A 24203-nucleotide genomic window follows, 5' to 3' on the forward strand; every position below is an offset into this window, starting at 1 on the left:
GAGCGCTCGGTCATGGGGCGGCCTCCTCGGCACGGGCCTGCAGCCGCTGGGCCAGGCGGCTCAGGCGCGGTTCGATGCGCTTGAGGCGTCGCGTGCCGGGTGCCGCCTCATCGCGGTCAATCAGGTAACGGTTGTGGAACAGCAGCAGCACATCCGACTCCGGGTTGGGAAAGGCGCCGACGATATGGATGCGGTTGTTGTCGCAGGCGTCGAACAGCTTCTCGACGTTGTGGTAGGCCAGGGTGCCGATCTCGTCGATGGGCCAGTGGATGGCCACCCGGGCCTCGCCGCGCAGCAGCCGGGTGAAGGCGAGCAGGAACTTGCACAGGATCAGGTAGGCCATGCCATGGCTGGAGGACTCCAGCAACTGGCGATCGTTCCTGATGACCAGGTCCGTGCCGCCCTCGCTGAGGTGCAGCTCCAGGCGCAGCAGGCTCTCGAAGCTGTACTGCTGGTCGCTGCGCAACAGCTCCACCACGTCGGCCAGGGCATCGAGGTAGTCGTCGCCGGGCAGTGGCTGGCCCGAGTCACGCCATTCGTGGTAGCGCTGGGCGAAGCGCTTGAGCGGCTCCCAGAACCCGAGCTCGTCGATGGTCGACTGGATCTTGACCTCGGCCCTGCCGATGCCCTCGAGCCTGAGGTCGTCGGCCACCTCGTCGGAGAGCCGCCGGCTCTGGGCATTGATGCGCCGATTGAGGTCGCGGAACACGGTGAAGAACTTGTCGAGGTCATCGCCGAGGTTGCGCCCCTCCTGCAGCAGCTGCTGCTGTTGCCCCTCGAGCAGCTGGAGCATGCCGGCGATCACCGGCAGCAGCCGGCGCGGGCTCTCGCCCTCGAGCTTGGCGCGCTCGGCCTCGAGCATCTCCTGGAAGTCGGCGCTGGCGCCCTTGATCAACTCGGACTCGATCTTCTCGCAGCCACGGCGCAGCTCGTCCAGCCGCCGGGCGTGGTCGGCAAGGCCCTGGCGAACGCGCTCGATGCGCTCATCGGCATCGCCCGGGGCCTCGCCGATGGGTTCCGGGGCGGGATCGAGGCTCAGGGCCTCGAGCTTGTCGAGCAGCGGGGCGAGGGTCTCGACCAGCGCCCTGGCCGCGTCGCGGCGGGCCTTCAGCGCACTCACCGCCGCCTGGTGCTCGCTGCGGGCGGTGCGAAAGTCGGCCCGCTGCTGTTCGCGTTCGCGCTCGGCCTGCTGGCGCTCGCGGGAGAGCTCGGCCTCCCTCTCCACCAGGCGCGGCTTGCGTTCGCCCCACGCCACGCGCATGAAGTGGCGATATTCCCTCAGTTCATCCTCGCGCTCGGTGGTCCGGCGAATGCGTGTGGCCAGTGCCTCCAGGCGTGAGCGGGTCTCGCGGACGGTGACCGGGTCGACACCCTGCTCGGTCAGCTCGCGGTCGAAGGCGGCCTGCAGCTCATCACGCTGGCGGCGATTCTCCTCCCGGTGATCGTCCAGCTGGCGGCGGTGCTGGGCGATCTGCTGATCGAAGCCGGCCAGCCGCCCCTGGAAGTCGGCGGTCAGCTCCAGGCGCTGGGCACGGTGGCCGTCGGCCAGGGCCTCCAGGGCCTGACGCTGCTCGTCGCGCAGCGCCTGCTGCACGGCCTCCTGCTCCTCGAGCGCCTCGCGACAGGCGGCCTGGCGCGCCTGCTGCGCGGCGGCATGGCGCTGCTGGCACTGGCTGCGCGCCTGCAGGGCGTAATCAACCTCCTCGGCGGCGCGGCGACGCGTGCCCCGGGCGCGGTCGAGGCGCGCATCGGCCTCCTGCACCCGTTGGTGGCAGGCGCGGAGTGCCTTCTCGGCGCCCTTCTCGGCTTCCTGGGCCTCGCCCAGCGCTGCCTCGGCGGCCTCGATCTCGGCCAGCAGGCTGGCCTCGTCCTGGGCATGGTCGGGCAGCGCGATGGCGGCCAGATCCAGCGCCAACCCGAAGAGGTCGTCGCTGGCCTCCTCGTTGAGCTGGGGCGCCAGGTCGCGGCGCTCGAGGAGCTCGGGCGCGATCACCTTGCCCAGGCCCTGCTCCCAGCCCGGGCGGTGGTGACGCAGGAAGTGGCGCAGGCTGCCCTGGGCGGGGTCACGCTGAACCAGCAGGGCGTCGCGGTGCGCCTCGGCGCGGGAGCGCTGCGCTCGGGCTCGTTCCAGCTCGCGCTCGGCGGCCTCGCGTTCCTGCTTGCGCTCATCCAGTTCGGCTCGCACGCTCTCCATCGCGGTGGCAGCCGCACCCTGTTCGCTCTGGGCCTGGTCGACCCGGGCCTGGGCCTGCTCCGCCTCGCGCGCCTCCTCCGGGATCTGGGCGCTATGGGTAAGCTGCGCCTTGAGCTCGGAGAGCCGCTCGGTGATCTGGTCCAGGCGAGTGCGGAAGTCCTCCTCCAGGGCCTGGCGGCGAGCCTGGTAGTCCGCATCCAGGCGGTTCTCGGCATCGCGCTGCTGGTCGCGACAGGCCTCCTTCTCCTCGCCCAGCGCATCGATCAGCGCCTGGAGCTCGTCGCGGCGCTGCTCGAGGAGGTCGCCCAGCTCCACCAGGCGCGCCTCCAGCCTGGCCTTGCTCTCCTTGACCGCCTGCTGCATCAGTTCCAGGTGGTCGCGCAGCTGTTGCTGCTGGTCGCGCCACTGGGGGAGCGCCTTGAGGTCCTGTTCGAGGCCCGGCATGTCGGCCTGTTCGAAGGCCTCGAACTGGCGCTGCAGGTCGTCGAGGTCGGCGCGCGCCTTGCTCAGCTCGCTGTCGAGCGAGCTCAAGCGATCATTCAGCGCATCGCGAGTCTCCTGATAGGCCGCCTCCCGGACCTGGAAGGCCCGCTGATGGCGCTGGATCTGCGCCTCGAGGTCTGCGCTCTCGCGATCGGCGCGGTGGCGGTCGGCCTCGAGCTGGGGCCGCAGCTGCCACAGCGAGGTCTCGACATCGGCGATCTCGCGATCGAGGCTCTCCAGGGCAGACAGCGAGCGCTGAAGGGGCTCGAGGCGCATCGACTGACGCATGCGGTCGATCCACTCGCGTGCCTTGGTGTTGCGGATGCGGGTCACCGGCAGCTCGACACCGTCCTCCTCGAAGATCGCCGCCAGCATGGTCTTGAGGGTGTCCATCTTGCCCTCCTTGGCATGCACCGCGGAGACCAGTTTCTCCATATGCCGGATGCGTTGCCCCGGGCGCACCAGGCTGAAGCGGGCGGCAAGCTGGCGAAGCCGCAACCCCTCCTTGCTGTTGCCCCTGGGCTGGGTCCCGGTCTGGGTGAAGTCGTTCTGGATCACCGAGCGGTATTCCGAGGTGGCGCCCAGCTTGGCCGATGGAGGGATGCCCTGGCGGCGCAGGCCGTTGGCCCACTGGGCGTAATCCAGGCCGGTAACGCCGCCCTCGCTCTCCACCAGGTAGTCCTCGGGGCGATAGGGGGCCCCGACGAAGCGATACTCGACGCCGCCATCGCTCTTGCGTGTCAGCACCGCCTGACAGAGATCACCCTCCTCACGGCGATACTCGTAGACGAGATAGCTGTTGCGGTGCGGAAGGTAGAAGGCGTCGAACTTGAGCCGGGTCTTCGGCACCACCTTGTTGGGCTGCTCGCCGTAGAACACCGGCACCAGGCGCTGCAGGGTGGTCTTGCCCGAGGCGTTGGTGCCGCAGATGTTGGTGTGGCCGTCCACACTGAGCTCCACCACTCCCTCGAGGTGGCCGTGGATCATCACGATGCGTTGCAGGTGAGCCATATCGCGTCCTTGGTCGTAGGCGATCCATGCTGCCCGTAGGCGAAACCGAGATGGTGCCCGAGCCGGCCGGTGGGTTCAAAAGCGACTATGTAGGGTAGCGGTTTCCGGACAGGGCGCCAGATGCACAGGCGAACGAAAAAGGGCCTGCGACAGTGTCGCAGGCCCTTGAATTCGTGGCGCGCCCGGCAGGATTCGAACCTGCGACCCTCGGCTTCGGAGGCCGATACTCTATCCAACTGAGCTACGGGCGCACATGCCTGGCGGTGGGTGCCAAGCGGTCGACATCGTACCCGCCAGCCCCGCCGCTGTCCAGCGGCCATCCCGTGCTCCCCCGGCCATGGGTTGAGCCGCGACATTTTCCAGGCGTAGGTGATGCCGGTATACTGGCGAGCACTTATGCGCGCCATGGTGTCCACCGGCTGACGTGATGCCGAGCGTGATTCCGATGACAGGACCGTCGAGAGGTGGTGAGAGTGAAATCCAGCAAGCTGATCATGGGGTGTCTGGCCACCCTGGGCCTGACCGCAGGTATCGCCGTTGCACAGGACGACGCGGAGCGCGAGGCCATCGCCGAACGCCTGAAGCCGGTCGGGGAACTCTGCCTGCAGGGCGAGGATTGCGGTACCGCCATGGCAGCCAGCAGCGGAGGCGGTGATACCTCGAGTGATGGCGGCAGCGTGGACGGCGAAGGCATCTACAACAATGTCTGCATGGCCTGCCACGAGACCGGCGCCGCCGGTGCCCCGGTGCGCGGCGACGAGGCCGCCTGGAGCGAACGCACCGGCAAGGGCTTCGAGACCCTGCTGAGCCACTCCATCAATGGCTTCAACGCCATGCCGGCCCGCGGTGGCAACCCCAACCTCTCCGATGAGGAGATGGAAGCGGCGACCGCCTACCTGGTCGAGCCGGTGATGGACGTGCCGGAGTTGGGTGGCGACACCGGTGCCAGCGGCGACGAGGAAGCGGCAGCCTCCGGTGAAGAACAAGCGGCCTCTGAGGCGGAAGACGCCGCCTCCGGCGAAGCGCAAGCGGCCGCCGACGGGGAAGCCGCCGCCTCCGGTGACGAACCGGCCCATGCCGGCATCGATGGCGAGGCGATCTACAACAGCGTGTGCATGGCCTGCCACGAGACCGGCGCCGCCGGCGCCCCGGTGCGCGGCAACGCCGAGCAGTGGAGTGCGCGCCTGGAGCAGGGCATGGAGACCCTCTATGACCACTCCATCAACGGCTTCAACGCCATGCCGGCCAAGGGCGGCAACCCGAGCCTCTCCGATGACGAGGTGAAGGCCGCCACCGACTACCTGGTCGAGCCGGTGCAGTGAGCTCCCGGCCACGGGAAAGCGTGCGGGGCGCCCTTGAGGCGCCCCGCTTGCGTTTAGTCCCTCATGGATTGATCGAGGCTACCACCTTCGCGCGGCACTCCCTCAGCCCAATAGAGAGCGCAGCCCGGCGATGGCGTCCTGCCCGCGTGCCTGCTTCTTCTCCGGGTCCTCGCGGTCGGCGCGACCCTCCCACTCCAGGTCGCCTTCCGGCAACTCGTCGAGGAAGCGGCTGGGTGTGCAGTCCATCAGCTCGCAGTAGGCCTTGCGCTGGCGGGCCAGCGTCAGGGTCAGGGTACGGCGCGCTCGGGTGATGCCCACGTAGGCCAAGCGACGCTCCTCCTCCACGGTGCCCGCCTCGATGGCGTTGCGGTGGGGCAGCAGCTCCTCCTCCAGGCCCATCAGGTAGACATGGGGGAACTCCAGGCCCTTGGAGGCGTGCATGGTCAACAGCTGCACCCGGTCGGAGTCGTCCTCCTCGGCCTGCTGCTCGAGGATGTCGCGCAGCACCAGCCGCGAGATCGCCGCCTCCACGTCATCGGTCTCAGTCTCCGTGCTCGCCGTGTCCTCGGGGTCACGGTTCATGGACTTCTCGAGCTGGTCGACCAGCACCCAGACGTTGGCCATGCGCCGCTCGGCGATGGTCGGGGCGCTGGCGTTCTGGTAGAGCCAGGCCTCGTAGTCCATCTCGTGCAGCATGCCGCGGATGGCGTCGATGGCATCGCCCTGGTCCATGCGCCGCCGGACGCCGTCGATGAAGTGGGTAAACCTCCCCAACCTCTCGACAGCCTTGACCGGCAGCTGCTGCTCCAGGCCCAGCTCGTGGCAGGCGGCGAACAGCGAGATGCCGCGCTCGGTGGCGTAGTTGGCCAGCTTCTCCAGGGTGCTGGGGCCAATCTCTCGACGCGGCACGTTGACGATGCGCAGGAAGGCGTTGTCGTCGGCCGGGTTGATCAGCAGCCGCAGGTAGGCCATGGCGTCCTTGATCTCGTTGCGCGAGAAGAAGGAGGTGCCACCGGAGAGCTTGTAGGGGATCTGGTAGTGCTGCAGCTTGAGCTCCAGCAGCCGGGCCTGGAAGTTGCCGCGGTAGAGCACCGCGAAGTCGCGCCACTCGGCGGACTCCTTGATGCGCCGGGTGAGGATCTCGCTGGCCACGCGCTCGGCCTCGGCCTCCTCGTGGCGGTTGACCACCACGCGGATCGCCGCGCCCTCGCCCATCTCCGACCACAGGGTCTTGTCGTAGACGTGGGGGTTGTTGGCAATCAACGTATTGGCGGCGCGCAGGATGGTGCCGGTGGAGCGGTAGTTCTGCTCCAGCTTGATCACCTTGAGACGCGGGAAGTCCTCGCCCAGGGTGACCAGGTTCTCGGGGCGCGCCCCGCGCCAGGCATAGATCGACTGGTCGTCATCGCCCACCACGGTGAAGGTCGAGCGTTCGCCCATCAGCAGCCGCACCAGCAGGTACTGGCTGATGTTGGTGTCCTGGTACTCGTCCACCAGCATGTAGTGGATCTTGCGCCGCCAGCGGGCCAGTGCCTCGGGATCGTCACGCAGCAGCACCACCGGCAGCAGGATCAGGTCGTCGAAGTCCACGGCGTTGTAGGCCTTGAGGTGGCGCACATAGGCCTCATAGACCCGCGCAGCGTACTGCTCGTCGTCGTCCGCGGCATGCGAGAGGGCCTGGCCGGGCAGCACCAGGTCATTCTTCCACTGGGAAATCTGGTGCTGCACGGCGTTGATCTGGTCGGCGTCGACCTGGGCATCCTTGTTCATCAGGTCACGCAGCAGCGCCTTGGCATCCTCCGGGTCGAAGAGCGAGAAGCCCGGCCGGTAGCCCAGCGCCTTGAGCTCACTGCGGATGATGTTGAGCCCCAGGGTATGGAAGGTGGAGACGGTAAGCCCGTGCCCCTCCTTGCCCTTGAGCATGCTGCCCACGCGCTCCTTCATCTCCCGGGCGGCCTTGTTGGTGAAGGTCACCGCGGCGATGCGCCGGGCGCTCATGCCGCACTCCTGCACCAGGTAGGCGATCTTGGTGGTGATCACGCTGGTCTTGCCGGAGCCCGCCCCGGCCAGCACCAGGCAGGGGCCGTCGATGTAGCGCACGGCCTCCTGCTGGCGGGGATTGAGGCCGGCGAGCCGGCTGGCGATGGTGGGTGACATCAGCGATTCCTCGCAGGCTCGGGGTCGTCGCGCTCCGGCAAGCCGGTCCCCGGAAGGCCGGACCCCACGAATTCCAGCTGGCGCCAGGCCTCGAAGACCACCACCGCACAGGCGTTGGAGAGGTTCAGGCTGCGACTCTCTGCCAGCATGGGAATGCGCAGGCGCCGGGCCTCAGGCAGGGCATCGAGCAGCGCCTGGGGCAGGCCGCGAGTCTCGGGGCCGAACACCAGGGCATCCCCCTCGCGATAGGCCGGTTCATGGTAGCCGGTGCGCCCGCGGGTCGAGACGGCGAAGACCCGCTCCGGGGCCACCGCTGCCAGGAAGGCCGCCCAGTCGGCATGGGTCCTGACCCGCGCCCACTCGTGGTAGTCGAGCCCCGCACGGCGCAGCCGCTTGTCGTCCAGCACGAAGCCCAGGGGCTCGATCAGGTGCAGCCGGAACCCGGTGTTCGCGCAGAGGCGGATCAGGTTGCCGGTGTTGGGGGGAATCTCGGGCTGGTAGAGCACCACGTCGAGCATCAACGACTCCTGATATGAAGGGCGCGCAACGCACTCGGGCCCCGTGCGGGGCCCGAGGGACGATCGCCAAGCGCCTACCGCACGCCGCGTGACGCTCAGTCGCCTCTCACGCCATAGCGAGCGCGATAGGCGCGGATCGCCTCGGCATGGGGCTGCATCGCCTCGCCGGCGTGCGCTTCGAGGTACTCGAGCACCAGGTCCAGGGTCACGATGCTGACCACCGGCATGTCATAGGCGGCCTCGACCTCCTGGATGGCACTGGTCTCGCCCCGGCCGCGCTCCTGGCGGTCCAGGGCGATCAGCACCCCGGCCGCCCGGGCACCGGCGCCCTCGATCAGGCCCATCACCTCACGGATGGCGGTGCCGGCGGTGATCACGTCGTCGATGATCAGCACCCGTCCCTCGAGGGCGGCCCCGACGATATTGCCGCCCTCGCCGTGATCCTTGGCCTCCTTGCGGTTGAAGGCATAGGGCAGGTCGCGGTCATGGTGGTCGGCCAGCGCCACGGCGGTGGTGGCCGCCAGCGGGATGCCCTTGTAGGCCGGGCCGAACAGCACGTCGATCTCGAGGCCGCTGGCCTGGATGGCCCGCGCATAGAAGCGCCCCAGCCGCGCCAGGGCGCCACCGGTCCGGAACAGGCCGGCATTGAAGAAGTAGGGGCTGACCCGACCGGATTTCAGGGTGAACTCGCCGAAGCTCAACACGCCCTGCTCGATGGCGAACTCGATGAACTCCCGCTGGTAGTCTTGCATGCGCTGCGCGCCGGGCTGGTCCGCCACGGGGCCTCCTCTCTCCACGCTCAAGGGCCTGTATCACGTCTATCGACCGGGGCCATTTACCCAAACGTCGAAACGTCGGGTATCATACACGCGCGACGCAAAAGGGACCATGTATGAAAATCGCCACCATCAATGTCAACGGCATCCGCGAGGCCGTCGGTCGAGGCTTTCTCGACTGGCTGGCCGGCCAGGACGCCGATGTCGTCTGCGTGCAGAACCTCAAGGCCAAGAGCTTCGAGCTGGACGACAGCATCCTCTATCCGGAAGGCTACGAGGGCTACTTTCTCGATGCCGAACAGGACGGCTTCTCGGGGGTCGGCCTCTACTGCCGCAAGATCCCCAAGGCGATCATGTACGGCCTGGGCTTTCCCCAGTGCGACCATGAGGCGCGCTTCCTGCAGGCCGACTACGACCGCTTCAGCATCGCCAGCTTCCTGATGCCCGACGGCAGCGACGTTGCCGCCAAGCAGGCCTTCATGACCCAGTATCAGGAGTACCTGTCGAAAATGGCCCGCAAGCGGCGCGAGTACATCATCTGCGGCACCTGGCACATCGCCCACAAGACCATCGACCTGGAGAACTGGGCCGACAACCAGACCACGCCCGGCTTCAAGCCCGAGGAGCGCGCCTGGATGGACCAGGTGTTCGGCCCCACCGGCTTCATCGACTGCTTCCGCGAGATCAACCGCGACGCCGGCGAGTACACCTGGTGGCCGAAGCTCGACCAGGAGGTGCCGCGCTCCCGCCAGGAGGGCTGGCGCATCGACTACCAGGTGGTGGGCCCCGAGTTCCGTCGCCACGTGGTGGACGCCTGGATCGACTACGATGCCACCTTCTCGGAGTTCGCCCCGCTGATCGTCGAGTATGACCTGACGCTCTGAGTCCGCTCCCTTTGTCGCCGTTCCGGTCTCCGGAATGCATCGCGCCGGCCCTCGGGCCGGCGCGATGCATTTTCACGGGGCGAGGGCTCGACAGCGCCTCGGCCAACCGCCCGGGCTCAGCCGCGGATGCCCAGGGCCGCGCGCTGGTGCTCAAACAGCTCGTTGCCGGCCTTCTCGGCCAGGTCGAGCATGGCGTCGAGCTGGGCACGACTGAAGGTGCCGGCCTCGGCGGTGCCCTGCACCTCGATCAGTCCGCCCCCCTCGGCCATCACCACGTTCATGTCGGTATCGGCACCGGAGTCTTCGGGGTAGTCCAGATCGACCACCGGCTGCCCCTTGAACAGCCCCACCGACACCGAGCTCACCAGCTGGTGGAAGGGGTCGCCCTTGATCAGCTTCTCGCGCTGCAAGTGGCGGATGGCATCGATCAGCGCCACGCAGCCACCGGTGATGGAGGCGGTGCGGGTGCCGCCATCGGCCTGGATGACGTCGCAGTCCACGGTGATGGTGAACTCGCCGAGCTTCTTGAGGTTCACCGCCGCCCTCAGCGAGCGACCGATCAGCCGCTGGATCTCCAGGGTACGCCCGCCCTGCTTGCCGCGGGTCGCCTCGCGGCTGCCGCGGGTATGGGTGGCCCGGGGCAGCATGCCGTACTCGGCGGTCACCCAGCCCTGCTTCTTGCCGCGCAGCCAGCGCGGCACGCCGACCTCGACGCTGGCGTTGCACAGCACCCTGGTGTCGCCGAATTCCACCAGCACCGAGCCCTCGGCGTGGCGGGTATAGTCGCGGGTGAGACGGATCTCGCGGGACTGGTCGGGGGCGCGTCCGCTGGGACGCCGGATCTCCGAGGACATGGCACCTCTCTTGAATCGTGATGATGACGGGAAGACACCCGTGGAATGGCGGCCATTCTACACGGTCTGGGCGGGGAATCGGTTACACTGCCCGCCCAGAGAGATCACGGCGCACCGGGAGGCACCATGGCCCACAGCATGACCGCCTTTTCACGCCAGGACCGCGACACCGCGGCGGGCACCCTGCAGCTCGAGCTGCGCTCGGTGAACCAGCGCTATCTGGAGCCCCACTTCCGCCTGCCGGAGGCGCTGCGCGACCTGGAGCCGATGTTCCGCGAGGCGCTGCGCGCACGCCTGGCCCGGGGCAAGGTCGAATGCACCCTGCGCTTCGACCCGGCCGGCGACGAGGCCGCCCCGACCGTCGACCGACGGCGCCTGGCGGCGCTGGCCACGGCCCTGGAGGAGGTCCGCGAAAGCGTTCCCGGGACCGCCATGCCCGATGCGCTGAGCCTGCTCGGCCACCCCGGCGTGCTGGACAGCCGCGGCCCCGACATGGAGGCCGTCAAGCAGGAGGCGCTGGCGCTCTTTCAGGCCGCCCTGGACGACCTGGTCGCCGGCCGCGCCCGGGAGGGCGAGAAGCTCGCCGCGCTGATCCGCGAGCGGATCACCGCGGTGAATGCCCAGGTGGCCGAGGTTCGCCGGCTGATGCCGCAGATCCTCGAGCGCCAGCGGGCCCAGCTGCTGGAGCGGCTTGAGGCGATGCGCGCCGAGCTGGACCCCCAGCGGCTCGAGGCCGAGCTGGTGCTGCTCGCCCAGAAGGCCGACGTCGACGAGGAGCTCGACCGCCTGGCCACCCATGTCGCCGAGGTGGAGCGCCAGCTCAAGCAGAAGGGTCCCATCGGCCGCCGCCTGGACTTCCTGATGCAGGAGCTCAACCGCGAGGCCAACACCCTGTCGTCCAAGTCGGTGGTGGCGGCCACCACCCGTTGCGCGGTGGAGCTCAAGGTACTGATCGAGCAGATGCGCGAGCAGATCCAGAACATCGAGTAGGCCCCGGCTACAGGCCGGTCGCCATTCTGTGCGATACTCCGCCCTTTGCGCAGCCGCTCACCATCCGTTGTAACGTCGGGGACCCCTGATCATGGCCCAAGGTACGCTCTTCATCGTTTCCGCTCCCTCCGGCGCCGGCAAGACCAGCCTGGTACGCGAGTTGATCGAAAGCCTCGACGGCATCCAGGTCTCGGTTTCCCATACCACCCGCGAGCGCCGCGAGGGCGAGGTGGACGGCGTCAACTACCACTTCGTGGACGTGCCGGCCTTCGAGACCATGATCGAGCACGGCGACTTCTTCGAGTACGCCCGGGTCTTCGACAACTACTACGGCACCTCGCGCCGCACCGTGGAGGCGATGCTCGCCGCCGGCCAGGACGTGATCCTGGAGATCGACTGGCAGGGCGCCCGCCAGGTTCGCCAGCAGCTGCCCGATGCCGTCTCGGTGTTCATCCTGCCCCCCTCCCGGGAGGAGCTGGAGCGCCGGCTGGCCAGCCGCGGCACCGACGAGCACGCGGTGATCGCCCGACGCATGCGCGATGCGGTGGAGGAGATGACCCATCACGACGAGTACGACTACCTGGTGATCAACGACGACTTCACCACCGCCCTGCGCGAGCTGCAGTCGCTGGTCATAGCCCGTCGCCTGACGCGCGAGAAGGTGAGCGAGCACCATGCCCCGTTGCTCGCCGCGCTCTTGTCTTAAATTCAGCAGCAGCGCTTGTCGTGACGCCGGCCTCGGCGCCTGTCCCGCCCCCGCCGCGGCGCTTGTCAGGGCAGCCGGGGGTCGAGTAATCTATCCGGTCTACCCATCGGTGGAATTCCCGGGGCGTCCCCACGTCGACCGGGGTTTTGCCCGTCAGCACTATTCAGGAAGGCATCCATGGCACGTGTCACCGTCGAAGATTGTCTGGAAAACGTCGAAAACCGCTTCAAGCTGGTGATGATCTCCACTCACCGTGCCCGCCAGCTGGCGCGCGGCTCCCGCGACGCCCTCCTGCCCTGGGAGAACGACAAGCCCACCGTCATGGCCCTGCGCGAGATCGCCGAGGGGCTGGTCGACGCCAGCGTGCTCGACGAACCCGTCGAGGCCGCACCGGTGCGCGTCCGCCCCGAGTTCGAGCCGGGCACCCACGTCGAGGAGTGATCCTGCCCCTCCCGGCGCAGGAGCGCTTTCCCACAGGGCCATCACGCAGCAGTCAGGGCGCGCCACATGTTCACCATCGATGACCTGGCCGACCGACTCGGCGGCTACCTCCCCCAGGACGAGATCCGGCAGGTCAGGCGCGCCTTCTACTATGCCGAGCAGGCCCACGACGGCCAGCGACGGCGCTCCGGCGAACCCTACGTCACGCACCCCCTGGCGGTGGCCAACATCCTGGCCAACATGCACATGGACCATCAGAGCCTGATGGCCGCCATGCTGCACGATGTCATCGAGGATACCGGGGTCGCCAAGAAGGCCCTGGGCGAGCAGTTCGGCAAGCCCGTCGCCGAGCTGGTCGACGGCGTCTCCAAGCTGACCCAGATCACCTTCGAGGACAAGGCGGTCGCCCAGGCCGAGAACTTCCAGAAGATGGTGCTGGCGATGTCGCGCGACATCCGGGTGATCATCGTCAAGCTCGCCGACCGCCTGCACAACATGCGCACCCTGGGCGCCCTGCGTCCCGAGAAGAAGCGCCGCATCGCCCGCGAGACCCTGGAGATCTACGCCCGCATCGCCAGCCGCCTGGGCATCAACACCATCCGCGTCGAGCTCGAGGACCTCTCCTTCCAGGCCCTCTACCCGATGCGCGCCGAGCGCATCAAGCGCGCCGTCTCCAGCGCCCGGGGCCATCGCCGCTCGACGATCCGCCAGCTCCAGACCAGCCTGCAGCAGAGCCTCGACGACGAGGGCCTGCCGGGCACGGTGATCGGCCGCCAGAAGCACCTGCTGTCGATCTACCGCAAGATGCGCGACCAGCGGAAGTCGTTCGCCGAGATCATGGACGTCTTCGGCTTTCGCATCATCACCGAGGACGTCGACAGCTGCTATCGCATCCTCGGCGTGGTGCACAACCTCTACAAGCCGGTGCCGGGGCGCTTCAAGGACTACATCGCCATCCCCAAGGCCAACGGCTACCAGAGCCTGCACACCACCCTGTTCGGCCGCGGCGGCATGCCCATCGAGGTGCAGATCCGCACCCGCGAGATGGAGGCCCTGGCCAACAACGGCATCGCCGCTCACTGGCTCTACAAGGCCGGCCAGACCGAGCACCCCATCGCCCAGGGCAGCCATGCCCGGGCGCGGGCCTGGGTCAAGGGCCTGCTTGAGATGCAGCGCCACGCCGGGGATTCGCTGGAGTTCATCGAGCACGTCAAGAACGACCTCTTCCCCGATGACATCTACGTGTTCACGCCCAAGGGCGACATCATGGAGCTGCCCCAGGGCGCCACGGTGATCGACTTCGCCTACAGCGTGCATACCGATATCGGCAACGGCTGTATCGCCTGTCGCATCGACCGCCACCTGGCTCCGCTTTCCACCCGCCTGGAGAGCGGCCAGACCCTGGAGATCATCACCGCCCCCGGGGCGCGCCCCAACCTGGCCTGGCTCAACTTCGTGGTCACCGCCAAGGCGCGCTCGGCGATCCGCCACGCGCTGAAGCACCAGCAGCACACCGAGGCGGTACAGCTCGGCCGACGCCTGCTGAACAAGGCCCTGGCGACGTTCGAGACCAGCCTGGAGGAGCTGCCCGAGGGACTGGTCGACAGGCTGCTCAAGGAGCATTCGCTGAAGGGCCAGGATAGCCTGCTGGAATCCATCGGGCTGGGCACCCGGGTCGCCCATGTGGTGGCCCGCCGGCTGGTCGAACTGCAGCAGGGCGAGACGGGCGAGCCCACGGCGCAACCGGCGCATGCCCAGGGCCCGGTTGTGATCAGCGGCGCGGAGGGCATGGTCATCAAGTTCGCCCGCTGCTGCCGTCCGCTGCCCGGCGACCCGGTGATCGGCCACCTCTCCGCGGGCAAGGGCATCGTGGTCCACCGCGCCGAGTGCCGCAACCTGGCCGAGCTCAGGAACGACCCGGACAAGCTGTTCGCGCTGGAGTGGTCCGACGACATCGACGAGGACTTCCCGGCCGCCCTGCGCCTGGAGGTGGAGAGCCGCCGCGGCCTGGTGGCGGAGCTCGCCGCACTGGTCACTGACGCCGGCGCCAACATCGAGCGCATCGGCATCGAGGAGCGCGATGCACGGCTGTCGATCGTCAACCTCATCCTCTCGGTGCGCAACCGCGTGCACCTGGCGCGCATCATCAAGCGCCTGCGCAACCTCGCCCACGTAGGCCGCATCACCCGCCTCGGCAACTGAACCCCTTCCGTTCCGCCGGCCGCATGGGGCGGCGGGCGGGCGGCTTTTCCCGTTTCACGACGCTGGACTGAAAGGAGCACCACCATGAGCAACAAGGCCGTGATCAACACCGACCAGGCCCCCGCCGCCATCGGCCCCTACTCCCAGGCCATCAAGGCCGGCAACACCGTCTACCTTTCCGGGCAGATCCCGCTGGACCCGGCCACCATGGCGCTGGTCTCCGACGACTTCGAGGCCCAGGCGCGCCAGGTCTTCACCAACCTCAAGGCCGTCTGCGAGGAGGCCGCCGGCACCCTGCAGGACGTGGTCAAGCTCAACCTCTACCTGGTCGACCTGGAGCACTTCGCCGTGGTCAACCAGGTGATGGAGGAGTTCTTCGAGAAGCCCTATCCGGCCCGCGCCGCCATCGGCGTCAAGGCGCTGCCCAAGGGGGCGCAGTTCGAGGCCGAGGGGATCATGGTCATCGGCGACTAGAAGAAAAGGTGGATTCGCTACTGCGCTCGAGATCCTGGCCGCCGGCGGTGCTCGCTCTCCTCATGTAGCAAGCTACACTCCGGGAGCTGCGCTCCGGCGGCGACCAGCCTCTCTTCGCTCGTGACGCGACTCCATCCTTTTCTAAATTTCAGGACAAGCTTTTTGCGTTTATTTCTGGCGCTGGAGCCTCCCGACGAGCTACGCCAGCGGCTCGGCGAGCTGGCTGAGCTCGCCCGGGCCCGCTGTGGCGGGCGCCGCATGCCCGACGACAGCCTGCACCTGACGCTGGCCTTCCTCGGCGAGGTGGCCAAGGAGCGGGCAGCGGCGCTCGCGACCTGGGTCGGCGAGCGGTCGATCCCGGCGGGGGAGTGGCGGCTCGATGCCTGGGGCGCCTTCCGTCGCCCGGGCATCGTCTGGGTCGGCGGCCAGACGCCTGACCCGGCGCTGGTGCGGCTCCATGGCTCGCTGTGGAACGGGCTGGCAGCGTTCGGCTTCGACCACAGGCCGGGACACTTCGTGCCCCATGTCACCCTGCTGCGCCGCGCCCGCCGGCTGGAGACCCGGGGCCTGCCCGCGATCGACCTGGCCTGGCCCTGGCGGCGACTCTCGCTGGTGCGCTCCTTCACCGAGAACGACGGGGCCCGTTACGAGACCCTGGCCCGTTCGCCGACGGCCTGAGCGGGCCGCCCTTCCCTCACGCCTTCTCGGGCAGGAAGCCGCCCGCCTTCAGCACCTGGGCATAGCCCTCGCGGAAACTGGGATAGCGGAAGCGATAGCCGCTCTCGAGCAGCCGGGTATTGTCGCAGCGCTTGCTGGCACGGCGGCGCAGCGGCGACTGGATGGTCTCGGTGGCCTCGACCTTCAACTGCTTCGCCAGCCAGGCCATCACCTCGTGCAGGGGCGCCGGCTCGCAGTCGCTGGCGAGGTAGAGCGCCTCGAGGGGATCGCCCGCCAGGTGCCGGCTGATCAGGTGGGCCAGCACCCCGGCGCAGTCGTCGCGGTGGATGCGGTTGGAGTACATGACGGGGCTCGCCGGGGCGATGCGACCCTCGCCGACCTGGCGGATCAGGCGGTCACGACCCGGGCCGTAGATGCCCGAGAAGCGCACCACGGTGCCCGGGAGCTCATGGTCGATCAGTGCCTGCTCGGCCTCGCGCATCAGCAGGCCCGAGAAGCCCGAGGGGTCGGCGGGGCTGGTCTCGTCGACCACCTCGCCATCGCGCTGGGCGTAGACGCTGGTCGAGGAGACGAAGAGCACCCGCCCGGGCGCCGTGTCGCGGCCGGCGAACTCGGCCAGCACCGCGTTGAGGCCATCGAGGTAGGCGGCGCGATAGGCCGCCTCCTCGAAGCGGTCGGCGCTGACCACATAGACCAGCGTCTCGGCGTCGGGCAGCCCGGCCAGAGTGGTCGGGTCGTTCAGGTCGACCGCCACGGCCTCCAGCCCGCTGCCTTCCAGCGCGCGCGGGTTACGGCGCGCCCCGATCACCCGGTGCCCCGCCTCGCGGAGCTCGCGCCCCAGTGCCATGCCGATGTCGCCGCAGCCCAGAATCAGTGTCGTCGTCTTCACCTTTCCCTCGCCCCCTGATAAAAAGTCCCTATTGGCATTATTGTGTCCCTGTGCATCGGGCGAGATCATTGGGACCGTCACCCGCTTCGAAGAGGATGCCTGCCGGCACCACAATGACTCTAACAGAACTCCGCTACATCGTGACACTGGCCCAGGAGCGCCATTTCGGACGCGCGGCGGAGCGCTGCTTCGTCTCCCAGCCGACACTCTCGGTGGCCGTCAAGAAGCTCGAGGAGGAGCTGGGCGTGGCGCTGTTCGAACGCTCGAAATCCACCGTGCAGGTCACCCCGCTGGGCGAGAAGATCGTCGAGCAGGCCCAGCGCGTGCTGGAACAGAGCAGCGTCATCAAGGAATTGGCCACGGCCGGCCGCGACCAGCTGGCGAGCCCCCTGCGCATCGGCGCCATCTACACGATCGGCCCCTACCTCTTCCCTCACCTGATCCCGGAGCTCTCCCGGCGTGCGCCGCAGATGCCGCTCTACATCGAGGAGGGCTTCACCGGCAACCTGCGCCGCAAGCTGCGCAGCGGCGAACTGGATGCCATCATCATCGCGCTGCCCTTCACCGAGACCGACGTGGTCACCAAGCCGCTCTACGAGGAGGCCTTCGAGGTACTGCTGCCGGCCGACCATCGCTGGGCCTCCCGGGAGAGCATCGACAAGGAAGACCTGCTGGAGGAGCGCCTGCTGCTGCTCGGCGAGGGCCACTGCTTCCGGGACCAGATCCTCGAGGCCTGCCCGGCGATCAGCCACCAGCTCGCGAGCCCCTCTAACACCCTCACTGCCGAGGGCGGCTCGCTGGAGACCATCCGCCACATGGTGGCCTCCAAGCTCGGCATCACCGTGCTGCCCCACTCGGCCATCGGCACCGGCCACTACGAGAGCGGCATGCTGATAAGTCGCCCCTTCACCGCCCCGGCACCCTCGCGGACCGTGGCCATCGCCTGGCGCGCCAGCTTCCCGCGGCCCCGGGCCATCGATGCCGTGACCGAGGCCATCGCGCACTGCCGCCAGGCAGAGCTCGAGCCGGCATGAGCGACGACACGACGACCCTGGACGCGCCCGTCACGGACCTCAAGGGCGTCGGCGAGGCGCTCTCCCTCAAGCTGGCCCGGCTGGGGATCGAACGCGTCAGCGACCTGCTGTTCCACCTGCCGCTGCGCTACCAGGACCGCACCCGCATCACCCCCATCGCCACCCTGCGCGCGGGCCACGAGGCCGTGGTGGAGGGCGAGGTGGTGGCCGGCGAGGTGGTGCGCGGCCGGCGGCGCAGCCTGCTGGTGCGCCTGCGCGACGGCTCCGGGATCCTCAGTCTGCGCTTCTTCCACTTCTCCCCGGCGCAGCAGCAGCAGTTCCAGCCCGGGGCACGGGTGCGCGCCTTCGGCGAGGCCCGTGCCGGCGCCACCGGCCTGGAACTCTACCACCCGGAGTACCGCCTGCTGGCCGGCGGCGAGGCCCCGGTGGAGGACCACCTGACGCCCATCTACCCGGCCACCGAGGGCCTCCACCAGACCCGCCTGCGGGCACTGATCGACCAGGCCCTGGCGCGGCTGGATACCGCCCCGGACGCCCTCCCCGACGGCATTCCCGCCCCCCTGCGCCAGCGCTTCGGCCTGCCCGAGCTTTACCACTGCCTGGACACCCTGCATCGTCCGCACCCGGAGGCCGACGCGGAGCAGCTGGCGGCCGGCCGCCACCCGGCGCGGCGTCGCCTGGCCCTGGAGGAGCTGCTCGCCCACCGGCTCAGCCTGCAGGAGGTGCGCCAGCGCATCCAGGAGGACGGGGCCCCGGCGCTGCCCGGAGGACGCAGCCTGCAGGCCCGCTTCCTGACACAGCTGCCCTTCGCGCTGACCGGCGCCCAGCGCCGGGTGCTCGACGAGATCGCCGCCGACCTGGCGCGCCAGGTGCCCATGCTGCGCCTGGTGCAGGGCGACGTGGGCTCGGGCAAGACGGTGGTCGCCGCCATGGCGGCGCTCTCGGCCATCGCCGCCGACTGCCAGGCAGCGATGATGGCCCCCACCGAGATACTGGCCGAGCAGCACTACCGCACCTTCAGCGCCTGGTTCGAGCCGCTCGGCATCGAGGTCGCCTGGCTCTCCGGCAAGCTCAAGGGCAAGGCGCGCCTCGACACCAAGGCGGCCATCCAGGACGGCCGGGCGCGCATGGTGGTGGGGACCCACGCGCTCTTCCAGGGCGACGTGCACTTCCAGCGCCTGGGGCTTGCCATCATCGACGAGCAGCACCGCTTCGGCGTCCACCAGCGCCTGGCGCTGCGCGAGAAGGGCGAGGCCGGGGGACTGACCCCTCACCAGCTGGTGATGACCGCCACCCCGATCCCGCGCACCCTGGCGATGAGCGCCTATGCCGACCTGGACGTCTCGGTGATCGACGAGCTGCCCCCGGGCCGGACCCCGGTGAAGACGGTGGTGATGCCCGACGAGCGGCGCCCCGAGGTGATGGCGCGCATCCGCCACGCCTGCGCCGAGGGGCGCCAGGCCTACTGGGTCTGCACCCTGATCGAGGAGTCCGAGGCGCTGCAGTGCCAGGCCGCCGAGGCGACCCGCGACGAGCTCGTCGAGACCCTGCCGGAACTGGCCATCGGCCTGGTCCACGGGCGCATGAAGGCCAGCGAGAAGGCCGCGGTGATGGAGGCCTTCAAGGCCGGCGAGCTGGACCTGCTGGTGGCCACCACGGTGATCGAGGTGGGGGTCGACGTGCCCAATGCCAGCCTGATGATCATCGAGAACCCCGAGCGCCTGGGGCTCTCTCAGCTCCACCAGCTACGCGGGCGGGTGGGACGCGGTGCCGTCGAGAGCTTCTGCGTGCTGCTCTATCACCCGCCGCTGTCGGCCCACTCCCGGGAGCGCCTGGCGGTAATGCGCGAGACCACCGACGGTTTCCGCATCGCCGAGAAGGACCTCGAGATCCGTGGCCCCGGCGAGGTGCTGGGGACCCGCCAGACGGGGCTAGCGCAGATGAAGGTTGCCGACCTGGAGCGCGACGCCGACCTGCTGGACCGTGTGGCTCCCCTGGCCGCGGCGCTGCTCGATGCGCATCCCGAGGCCAGCCGTCCGCTGATCCGGCGCTGGCTGGGAGAGGAAGCGGGTCGCTACGGGCAGGTGTGACGGCCCCAAGCTGCCAAGCTGCCAAGCTGCCAAACAGAGGATCAGGGTAGGGAGGGTAGGGAGTAAACGGTCAGGGGTTTCCTTGGCGCTCTGTGCTTACAGGTGCTTGAGGAGCCGCTGCAGCTTCTGCAGGTCGCCGGAGTCGCCGACCAGGCGCACGCTGCCGGCCATCATGCCATCGAGGAAGGCCTGCTGCGTCGGCTTCCTGAGGACCCTGATGGCCGTGGCCTCGTCCTCGAAACGCAGTTCCAGGTCGAGATCCACCGGCAGGCCTCTGCCCGCGCGGATGCCGCGGGGCGACATGCGGTAGTGGCGGGCGATGGAGAGGTCCTCGGTGGCAATGCCCCAGTCGAGGCCACGCATCTCGGCGAGCAGTTCGCGGAACCGCGCCTTGCGGCGCAGGGCTCGCTTGAGCATCAACCCGAGCAGCCACAGCATCAATCGCAGCTTCATATCGGCTCCGCCACCGGGAATGTCGAATGAGCGACCCGCAAGGGACGGGCCGCAATGCCTTACTTCGCCACGGCGTCCTTGAGACCCTTGCCCGGTTTGAAGGCGACGGTCTTGCTGGCCGGAATGGTCAGCGGCTGGCCGGTCTGGGGGTTCTTGCCGGTGCGGGCGGCGCGCTCGCGCACACTGAAGGTACCGAAACCGATCAGGGTGACGTCCTGACCCTGAGAAACGCTACCGGTGATCTCGTCGAGGATCACGTTGAGCACCTGGCTCGCCTTGTCCTTAGAAAGATCGGCACGCTCGGCAATCGCCGCGGCGAGTTCTGGCTTGCGCATACAGCCCTCCTGGTATTGGCATCATGATGCCGGCGATCACCACCGGCGGTGTTGTTATGGCAGATGACCGGGCACTGCATCACGCGCATGCCGGCTCACTCGATCCCGGGGCCTCGTGCCGCAGACGGGGAGATCTCGGGAAACGACATGCGGATGATACCGGTCCTCAACGCCGCCGCCTGCCGGCTCGCTGTCCGTGGCAGGCCCCGTCGTTGACGAGACTAGCCTAGCAACGGCGGTGCGGCTCGCGCCAGTTCGACTTTCCGACGGACGCAGCGTCCTGTCAACGCAAATCCGATCAAACGTCCGTCCTCATCCTCGGCCAGGGCCGTCAGGTCACCGCCCTCGCCCTCGAGGCGCCAGCGGGACGGGGTTCGGGACGGCGGAAGGGCCACCACCGGCAGCAGGGGGGTCTTGACCAGCACCGGCCAGGGGCCATAGGTCACCGCGGTGGGGGTGCCGGTCAGGGTGTGGGCCAGGGCCCTGGCGCTGGCCAGCAGCGGCTGCACGTACATGGCATTGACGCCATCCACGCAGGCCGCATCGCCCAGGGCATGGATGCCGGGCATCGAGGTGGCGAGGTGACGGTCGGTGTGGATGCCCGCCTCGCTGACCTCGAGCCCGGCCGACTCGGCCAGGGCGGTACGCGGCCGCAGCCCCGTGGCCACCAGCACCAGGTCGGCCGACAGCGAGGCGCTGTCGTCCAGTTCCAGGCCGACGGAGGCGCCGTCGGCCCCCAGGGCCACCAGCTGGCGACCGCTGTGCAGCACCATGCCGGCCTCCTGGAAGGCCTCGCCCAGGGCGCGTCCCAGGGGCTCCGGCACCAGGCGCGGCAGGGGGGCCGGCTCCGGGGCGACCAGCTCCACGGCGTGGCCGCCGGCGGCGAGGTCGTTAGCGAACTCGCAGCCCACCAGGCCAACGCCGATGATCGCCACGCGTGCCGGCCGGCCCAGCGCCTCCAGGGCCGCGTGGAAGGCGCGGTAGTCATCCAGGTCATTGACGCTGAAGACCCGATCGGCCACGGCGTCGGGCACCCGGAAGGGGCGCACCGGCGCGGCGCCGGTGGCCAGCACCAGCTCACTCCAGGCCAGGGTCTCGCTGCCAATGGTCAGGGTGCGCGCCACCGGGTCGATGGCCTCCACCCGGGTGTGGGTGCGCACCACGGCGCCAAGCTCGTCGGCGACCGCCAGGGCCGAGCGGGCCGCCAGGCGCTGCGGCGGCAGGCGCTTGGCGAACCCGGTGGAGAGCAGTGGCTTGGAATAGTCATCGCCGCTGTCGGCAGTGATCAGCGTCATCGGCCGCGCCGGGTCCTGCGCGCGCAGCTGGCGCAGCAGGCCCAAACCCGCCATGCCGGAACCGATGATGGTAAGGGGAGCGCTCATAGGCCTCATCGATCGGGTAAGGGTGATGGGGCAGCATGGTACACTAGCCGCCCTCGAAATCGACGCGGAGAGAGACGGTGAGCAACGGCCCGGGAAGCGATCCCCGCTGGCGCCCCCTGGCGGCGGCGCGGCCTGCCATGAGCCCTGCCTGGTGGCAGTGGGTGGCCTCCCGCGACTCGCTTACCGCCCGGCTGGTCAGCGCCGGCGGCCAGCGGGCCTTCCGGGTCCGGCTGCTGGACCAGCGCCTCGGCCGGCCGCGTCGCGACGAGGCGCTGGCCCTGGGCCTGCCCCCGGCCCGCCATGCCTGGCTGCGCGAGGTGGCACTATGCCTCGACGAGCGCCCCTGGGTGGTGGCGCGCTCGGTGGTGCCGCTCTCCGGGCTGCACGGCCAGCGGCTCGACCGCCTGGGCGAGAGCTCGCTCGGCAGCTGGCTGTTCCGCCAGCCGGACCTGGAGCGCGGCCCCCTCGAGGTCAGTGCCGACCCGGCCCCCTTCCACGCCGCCTCGGGTCCCTGGGCGCGCCGCTCGCTGTTTCGCCATCGACGCTTCGCCGTGCTGGTTCAGGAGTTCTTCCTCGAGCGCATGGCGGATGACCTCGGGCTGCCTTCGCGCTAGGCTCTGGGCCAACCGACGACTTCACGAGGTACGAGGTAGAGATGGATCGATCCCTGATGCACCCCAGGGGCCTGGCCCGGGTGCCCGACTTCCTGCACCTGACACGCCTCGACCGCCCCATCGGCACCTGGCTGCTGATGTGGCCCACTCTCTGGGCCCTGTGGATCGCCGCCGAGGGTATCCCCGGCCGCAAGGTGCTGCTGATCTTCGTGGCCGGGGTCTACCTGATGCGTGCCGCCGGCTGCGTGGTCAACGACTATGCTGACCGCCACTTCGATGGCCACGTCAAGCGCACCAGGAACCGCCCCCTGGCCACCGGTCGGATCAGCGAGGGGGAGGCCCAGGCGCTGTTCCTGATGCTGGTGATGGCCGCCTTCGTGCTGGTCTGGTTCACCAACCTCTTCACGGTGATGCTCTCGGTGGTGGGGGTGATCCTGGCTTTCATCTACCCCTTCATGAAGCGCTACACCCACCTGCCCCAGGCCTTCCTTGGCGCGGCCTTCTCCTGGGCGATCCCCATGGCCTTCGGTGCCGTGCTGGGCTCGCTGCCGCCGGTCGCCTGGCTGCTCTTCGCCGCCAATGTGGCCTGGACGGTGGCCTACGACACCGAGTACGCCATGGTCGACCGCGACGACGACCTGAAGATCGGCATCAAGTCCACCGCGGTGCTGTTCGGCCGCGCCGACCGGCTGATGATCGGCCTGCTGCAGGGCCTGACCCTGGGGCTGCTGGCCTGGGCCGGCGGGCTGCTGGCGCTGGGGGGCTTCTTCTGGCTGGGGCTTGCCGCCATGGCGGCGACCTTCTTGCACCAGCAGTTGCTGATCCGCGGGCGGGACCGGGACCGTTGCTTCCAGGCCTTTCTCAACAACCACTGGTCGGGCCTGCTGGTCTTCGCCGGCATCGCGCTCTCCCTGTGGCCCACGGTGAACGGCGGCTGAGCGGGCGACAGGCCGGGGCTGTCACGCTATTGTCATCATGACGTGCTGTCATCGTCATCGATCTGTCATTGACCACGAGGCTCCGGGATGACCGCCAAGACCGTACTGATCGTCGATGATGAGGCGCCGATCCGCGAGATGATCGCGGTGGCGCTGGAGATGGCCGACTATCGCGTCCTCGAGGCGGACAATGCCCAGGATGCCCACGCCATGGTGGTCGACCACCAGCCCGACCTGGTGCTGCTCGACTGGATGATGCCCGGCACCAGCGGCATCGAGCTGGCGCGTCGCCTGAAGCGCGAGGAGGCCACCGCCGAGCTGCCGATCATCATGCTCACCGCCAAGGGCGAGGAGGACAACAAGATCCAGGGGCTCGAGGCCGGCGCCGACGACTACATCACCAAGCCCTTCTCGCCGCGCGAGCTGGTGGCGCGCCTCAAGGCGGTGCTGCGCCGTGCCACGCCGCGGGGCATCGAGGACCCGGTGGAGGTCGCCGGGCTGCTGCTCGACCCAGTCAGCCACCGGGTCAGCGTCGATGGCCGCTCGCTGGAGATGGGGCCCACCGAGTACCGCCTGCTGCAGTTCTTCATGACCCACCAGGAACGCGCCTACACCCGCGGGCAGCTGCTCGATCAGGTGTGGGGCGGCAATGTCTATGTCGAGGAGCGTACCGTGGACGTGCATATCCGCCGCCTGCGCAAGGCGCTGGGCGAGCCCCATCACCAGCTGATCCAGACCGTGCGTGGCACCGGCTACCGGTTCTCCGCCAAGGGCTGAC

General features: G+C 69.0%; 22 protein-coding genes and 1 tRNA gene. 13 read left to right on the top strand and 10 right to left on the bottom strand.

Annotated features, from left to right (window positions below):
• Positions 1-10: 10 nt before the first annotated feature.
• Both P8934_RS18410 and P8934_RS18415 read right to left on the bottom strand, forming a co-directional pair.
• A complete protein-coding gene (locus P8934_RS18410; protein ID WP_278032300.1) occupies positions 11-3688 on the bottom strand; it encodes an ATP-binding protein in 3678 nt (1225 codons plus the stop codon).
• A 174-nt stretch (positions 3689-3862) separates the two neighbouring features.
• Positions 3863-3939, bottom strand: a tRNA-Arg gene (locus P8934_RS18415).
• 222 nt (positions 3940-4161) lie between these two features.
• Between P8934_RS18415 and P8934_RS18420 the strand changes: the two genes are divergently transcribed.
• Positions 4162-5010 carry a c-type cytochrome gene (locus P8934_RS18420; protein WP_278032301.1) on the top strand — a complete coding sequence of 283 codons (849 nt, stop codon included), beginning with the start codon at positions 4162-4164 and terminating at the stop codon, positions 5008-5010.
• A 102-nt stretch (positions 5011-5112) separates the two neighbouring features.
• Here the strand turns inward: P8934_RS18420 and rep are convergent, their stop codons facing one another.
• The 3 genes from rep to pyrE all read right to left on the bottom strand — a co-directional run bounded on the left by rep (position 5113) and on the right by pyrE (position 8437).
• A complete protein-coding gene (rep, locus tag P8934_RS18425; protein ID WP_278032302.1) occupies positions 5113-7167 on the bottom strand; it encodes a DNA helicase Rep in 2055 nt (684 codons plus the stop codon).
• The gene (trmL, locus tag P8934_RS18430) at positions 7167-7685 is read right to left on the bottom strand and encodes a tRNA (uridine(34)/cytosine(34)/5-carboxymethylaminomethyluridine(34)-2'-O)-methyltransferase TrmL (protein WP_278032303.1); all 519 of its coding nucleotides are present in this window, start codon (positions 7683-7685) and stop codon (positions 7167-7169) included. Before trmL ends, rep begins: the two co-directional genes overlap by 1 nt.
• Before the next feature lie 95 nt (positions 7686-7780).
• The gene (pyrE, locus tag P8934_RS18435; RefSeq protein WP_278034063.1) at positions 7781-8437 is read right to left on the bottom strand and encodes an orotate phosphoribosyltransferase; all 657 of its coding nucleotides are present in this window, start codon (positions 8435-8437) and stop codon (positions 7781-7783) included.
• Between the two features lie 140 nt (positions 8438-8577).
• Between pyrE and P8934_RS18440 the strand changes: the two genes are divergently transcribed.
• Positions 8578-9345: an exodeoxyribonuclease III gene (locus P8934_RS18440; protein WP_278032304.1), complete on the top strand. Its 768-nt coding sequence runs from the start codon at positions 8578-8580 to the stop codon at positions 9343-9345.
• 116 nt (positions 9346-9461) lie between these two features.
• On the opposite strand, the gene rph is transcribed toward P8934_RS18440, so the two are convergent.
• Positions 9462-10199: a ribonuclease PH gene (rph, locus tag P8934_RS18445; protein ID WP_278032305.1), complete on the bottom strand. Its 738-nt coding sequence runs from the start codon at positions 10197-10199 to the stop codon at positions 9462-9464.
• Positions 10200-10325: 126 nt separating this feature from the next.
• Between rph and P8934_RS18450 the strand changes: the two genes are divergently transcribed.
• The 6 genes from P8934_RS18450 (at position 10326) to thpR (ending at position 15690) form a co-directional block, all read left to right on the top strand.
• A complete protein-coding gene (locus P8934_RS18450; RefSeq protein ID WP_278032306.1) occupies positions 10326-11189 on the top strand; it encodes a YicC/YloC family endoribonuclease in 864 nt (287 codons plus the stop codon).
• Between the two features lie 91 nt (positions 11190-11280).
• Positions 11281-11895, top strand: coding sequence for a guanylate kinase (gene gmk / locus P8934_RS18455; protein WP_278032307.1), 615 nt, complete (start codon positions 11281-11283; stop codon positions 11893-11895).
• 177 nt (positions 11896-12072) lie between these two features.
• Positions 12073-12336 (top strand): DNA-directed RNA polymerase subunit omega, encoded by a 264-nt coding sequence (gene rpoZ, locus P8934_RS18460; RefSeq protein WP_278032308.1) that lies wholly within the window; start codon positions 12073-12075, stop codon positions 12334-12336.
• A 66-nt stretch (positions 12337-12402) separates the two neighbouring features.
• Complete coding sequence (locus P8934_RS18465) at positions 12403-14538, top strand: RelA/SpoT family protein (RefSeq protein WP_278032309.1); 2136 nt, start codon at positions 12403-12405, stop codon at positions 14536-14538.
• Between the two features lie 84 nt (positions 14539-14622).
• Positions 14623-15012, top strand: coding sequence for a RidA family protein (locus tag P8934_RS18470; protein WP_133637183.1), 390 nt, complete (start codon positions 14623-14625; stop codon positions 15010-15012).
• 162 nt (positions 15013-15174) lie between these two features.
• Positions 15175-15690, top strand: a complete 516-nt coding sequence (thpR, locus tag P8934_RS18475; protein ID WP_278032310.1) for an RNA 2',3'-cyclic phosphodiesterase — start codon at positions 15175-15177, stop codon at positions 15688-15690.
• Between the two features lie 16 nt (positions 15691-15706).
• Here thpR and P8934_RS18480 read toward each other — a convergent pair whose 3' ends face one another.
• The gene (locus P8934_RS18480; protein WP_278032311.1) at positions 15707-16579 is read right to left on the bottom strand and encodes an SDR family oxidoreductase; all 873 of its coding nucleotides are present in this window, start codon (positions 16577-16579) and stop codon (positions 15707-15709) included.
• A 113-nt stretch (positions 16580-16692) separates the two neighbouring features.
• Here P8934_RS18480 and P8934_RS18485 point away from each other — a divergent pair, with 113 nt between their 5' ends.
• A complete protein-coding gene (locus tag P8934_RS18485) occupies positions 16693-17613 on the top strand; it encodes a hydrogen peroxide-inducible genes activator (protein WP_278032312.1) in 921 nt (306 codons plus the stop codon).
• Positions 17610-19703, top strand: coding sequence for an ATP-dependent DNA helicase RecG (gene recG / locus P8934_RS18490; RefSeq protein WP_278032313.1), 2094 nt, complete (start codon positions 17610-17612; stop codon positions 19701-19703). Before P8934_RS18485 ends, recG begins: the two co-directional genes overlap by 4 nt.
• 96 nt (positions 19704-19799) lie before the next feature.
• On the opposite strand, the gene P8934_RS18495 is transcribed toward recG, so the two are convergent.
• The 3 genes from P8934_RS18495 to P8934_RS18505 form a co-directional block, all read right to left on the bottom strand.
• Positions 19800-20156, bottom strand: a complete 357-nt coding sequence (locus P8934_RS18495; RefSeq protein WP_278032314.1) for a hypothetical protein — start codon at positions 20154-20156, stop codon at positions 19800-19802.
• A 59-nt stretch (positions 20157-20215) separates the two neighbouring features.
• Positions 20216-20491: an HU family DNA-binding protein gene (locus tag P8934_RS18500; RefSeq protein WP_040183570.1), complete on the bottom strand. Its 276-nt coding sequence runs from the start codon at positions 20489-20491 to the stop codon at positions 20216-20218.
• A 221-nt stretch (positions 20492-20712) separates the two neighbouring features.
• Positions 20713-21873, bottom strand: a complete 1161-nt coding sequence (locus tag P8934_RS18505) for an FAD-dependent oxidoreductase (RefSeq protein WP_278032315.1) — start codon at positions 21871-21873, stop codon at positions 20713-20715.
• Between the two features lie 137 nt (positions 21874-22010).
• Here P8934_RS18505 and P8934_RS18510 point away from each other — a divergent pair, with 137 nt between their 5' ends.
• The 3 genes from P8934_RS18510 (at position 22011) to phoB (ending at position 24202) form a co-directional block, all read left to right on the top strand.
• A complete protein-coding gene (locus P8934_RS18510; protein ID WP_278034064.1) occupies positions 22011-22487 on the top strand; it encodes a chorismate lyase in 477 nt (158 codons plus the stop codon).
• Positions 22488-22528: 41 nt separating this feature from the next.
• Positions 22529-23425 carry a 4-hydroxybenzoate octaprenyltransferase gene (gene ubiA, locus P8934_RS18515; RefSeq protein ID WP_278032316.1) on the top strand — a complete coding sequence of 299 codons (897 nt, stop codon included), beginning with the start codon at positions 22529-22531 and terminating at the stop codon, positions 23423-23425.
• Between the two features lie 87 nt (positions 23426-23512).
• Complete coding sequence (gene phoB, locus P8934_RS18520; protein WP_133637175.1) at positions 23513-24202, top strand: phosphate regulon transcriptional regulator PhoB; 690 nt, start codon at positions 23513-23515, stop codon at positions 24200-24202.
• Position 24203: the final 1 nt, after the last annotated feature.

The sequence above is a fragment of the Halomonas sp. CKK8 genome (genome assembly GCF_029625235.1).
Classification (GTDB): domain Bacteria; phylum Pseudomonadota; class Gammaproteobacteria; order Pseudomonadales; family Halomonadaceae; genus Halomonas; species Halomonas ventosae.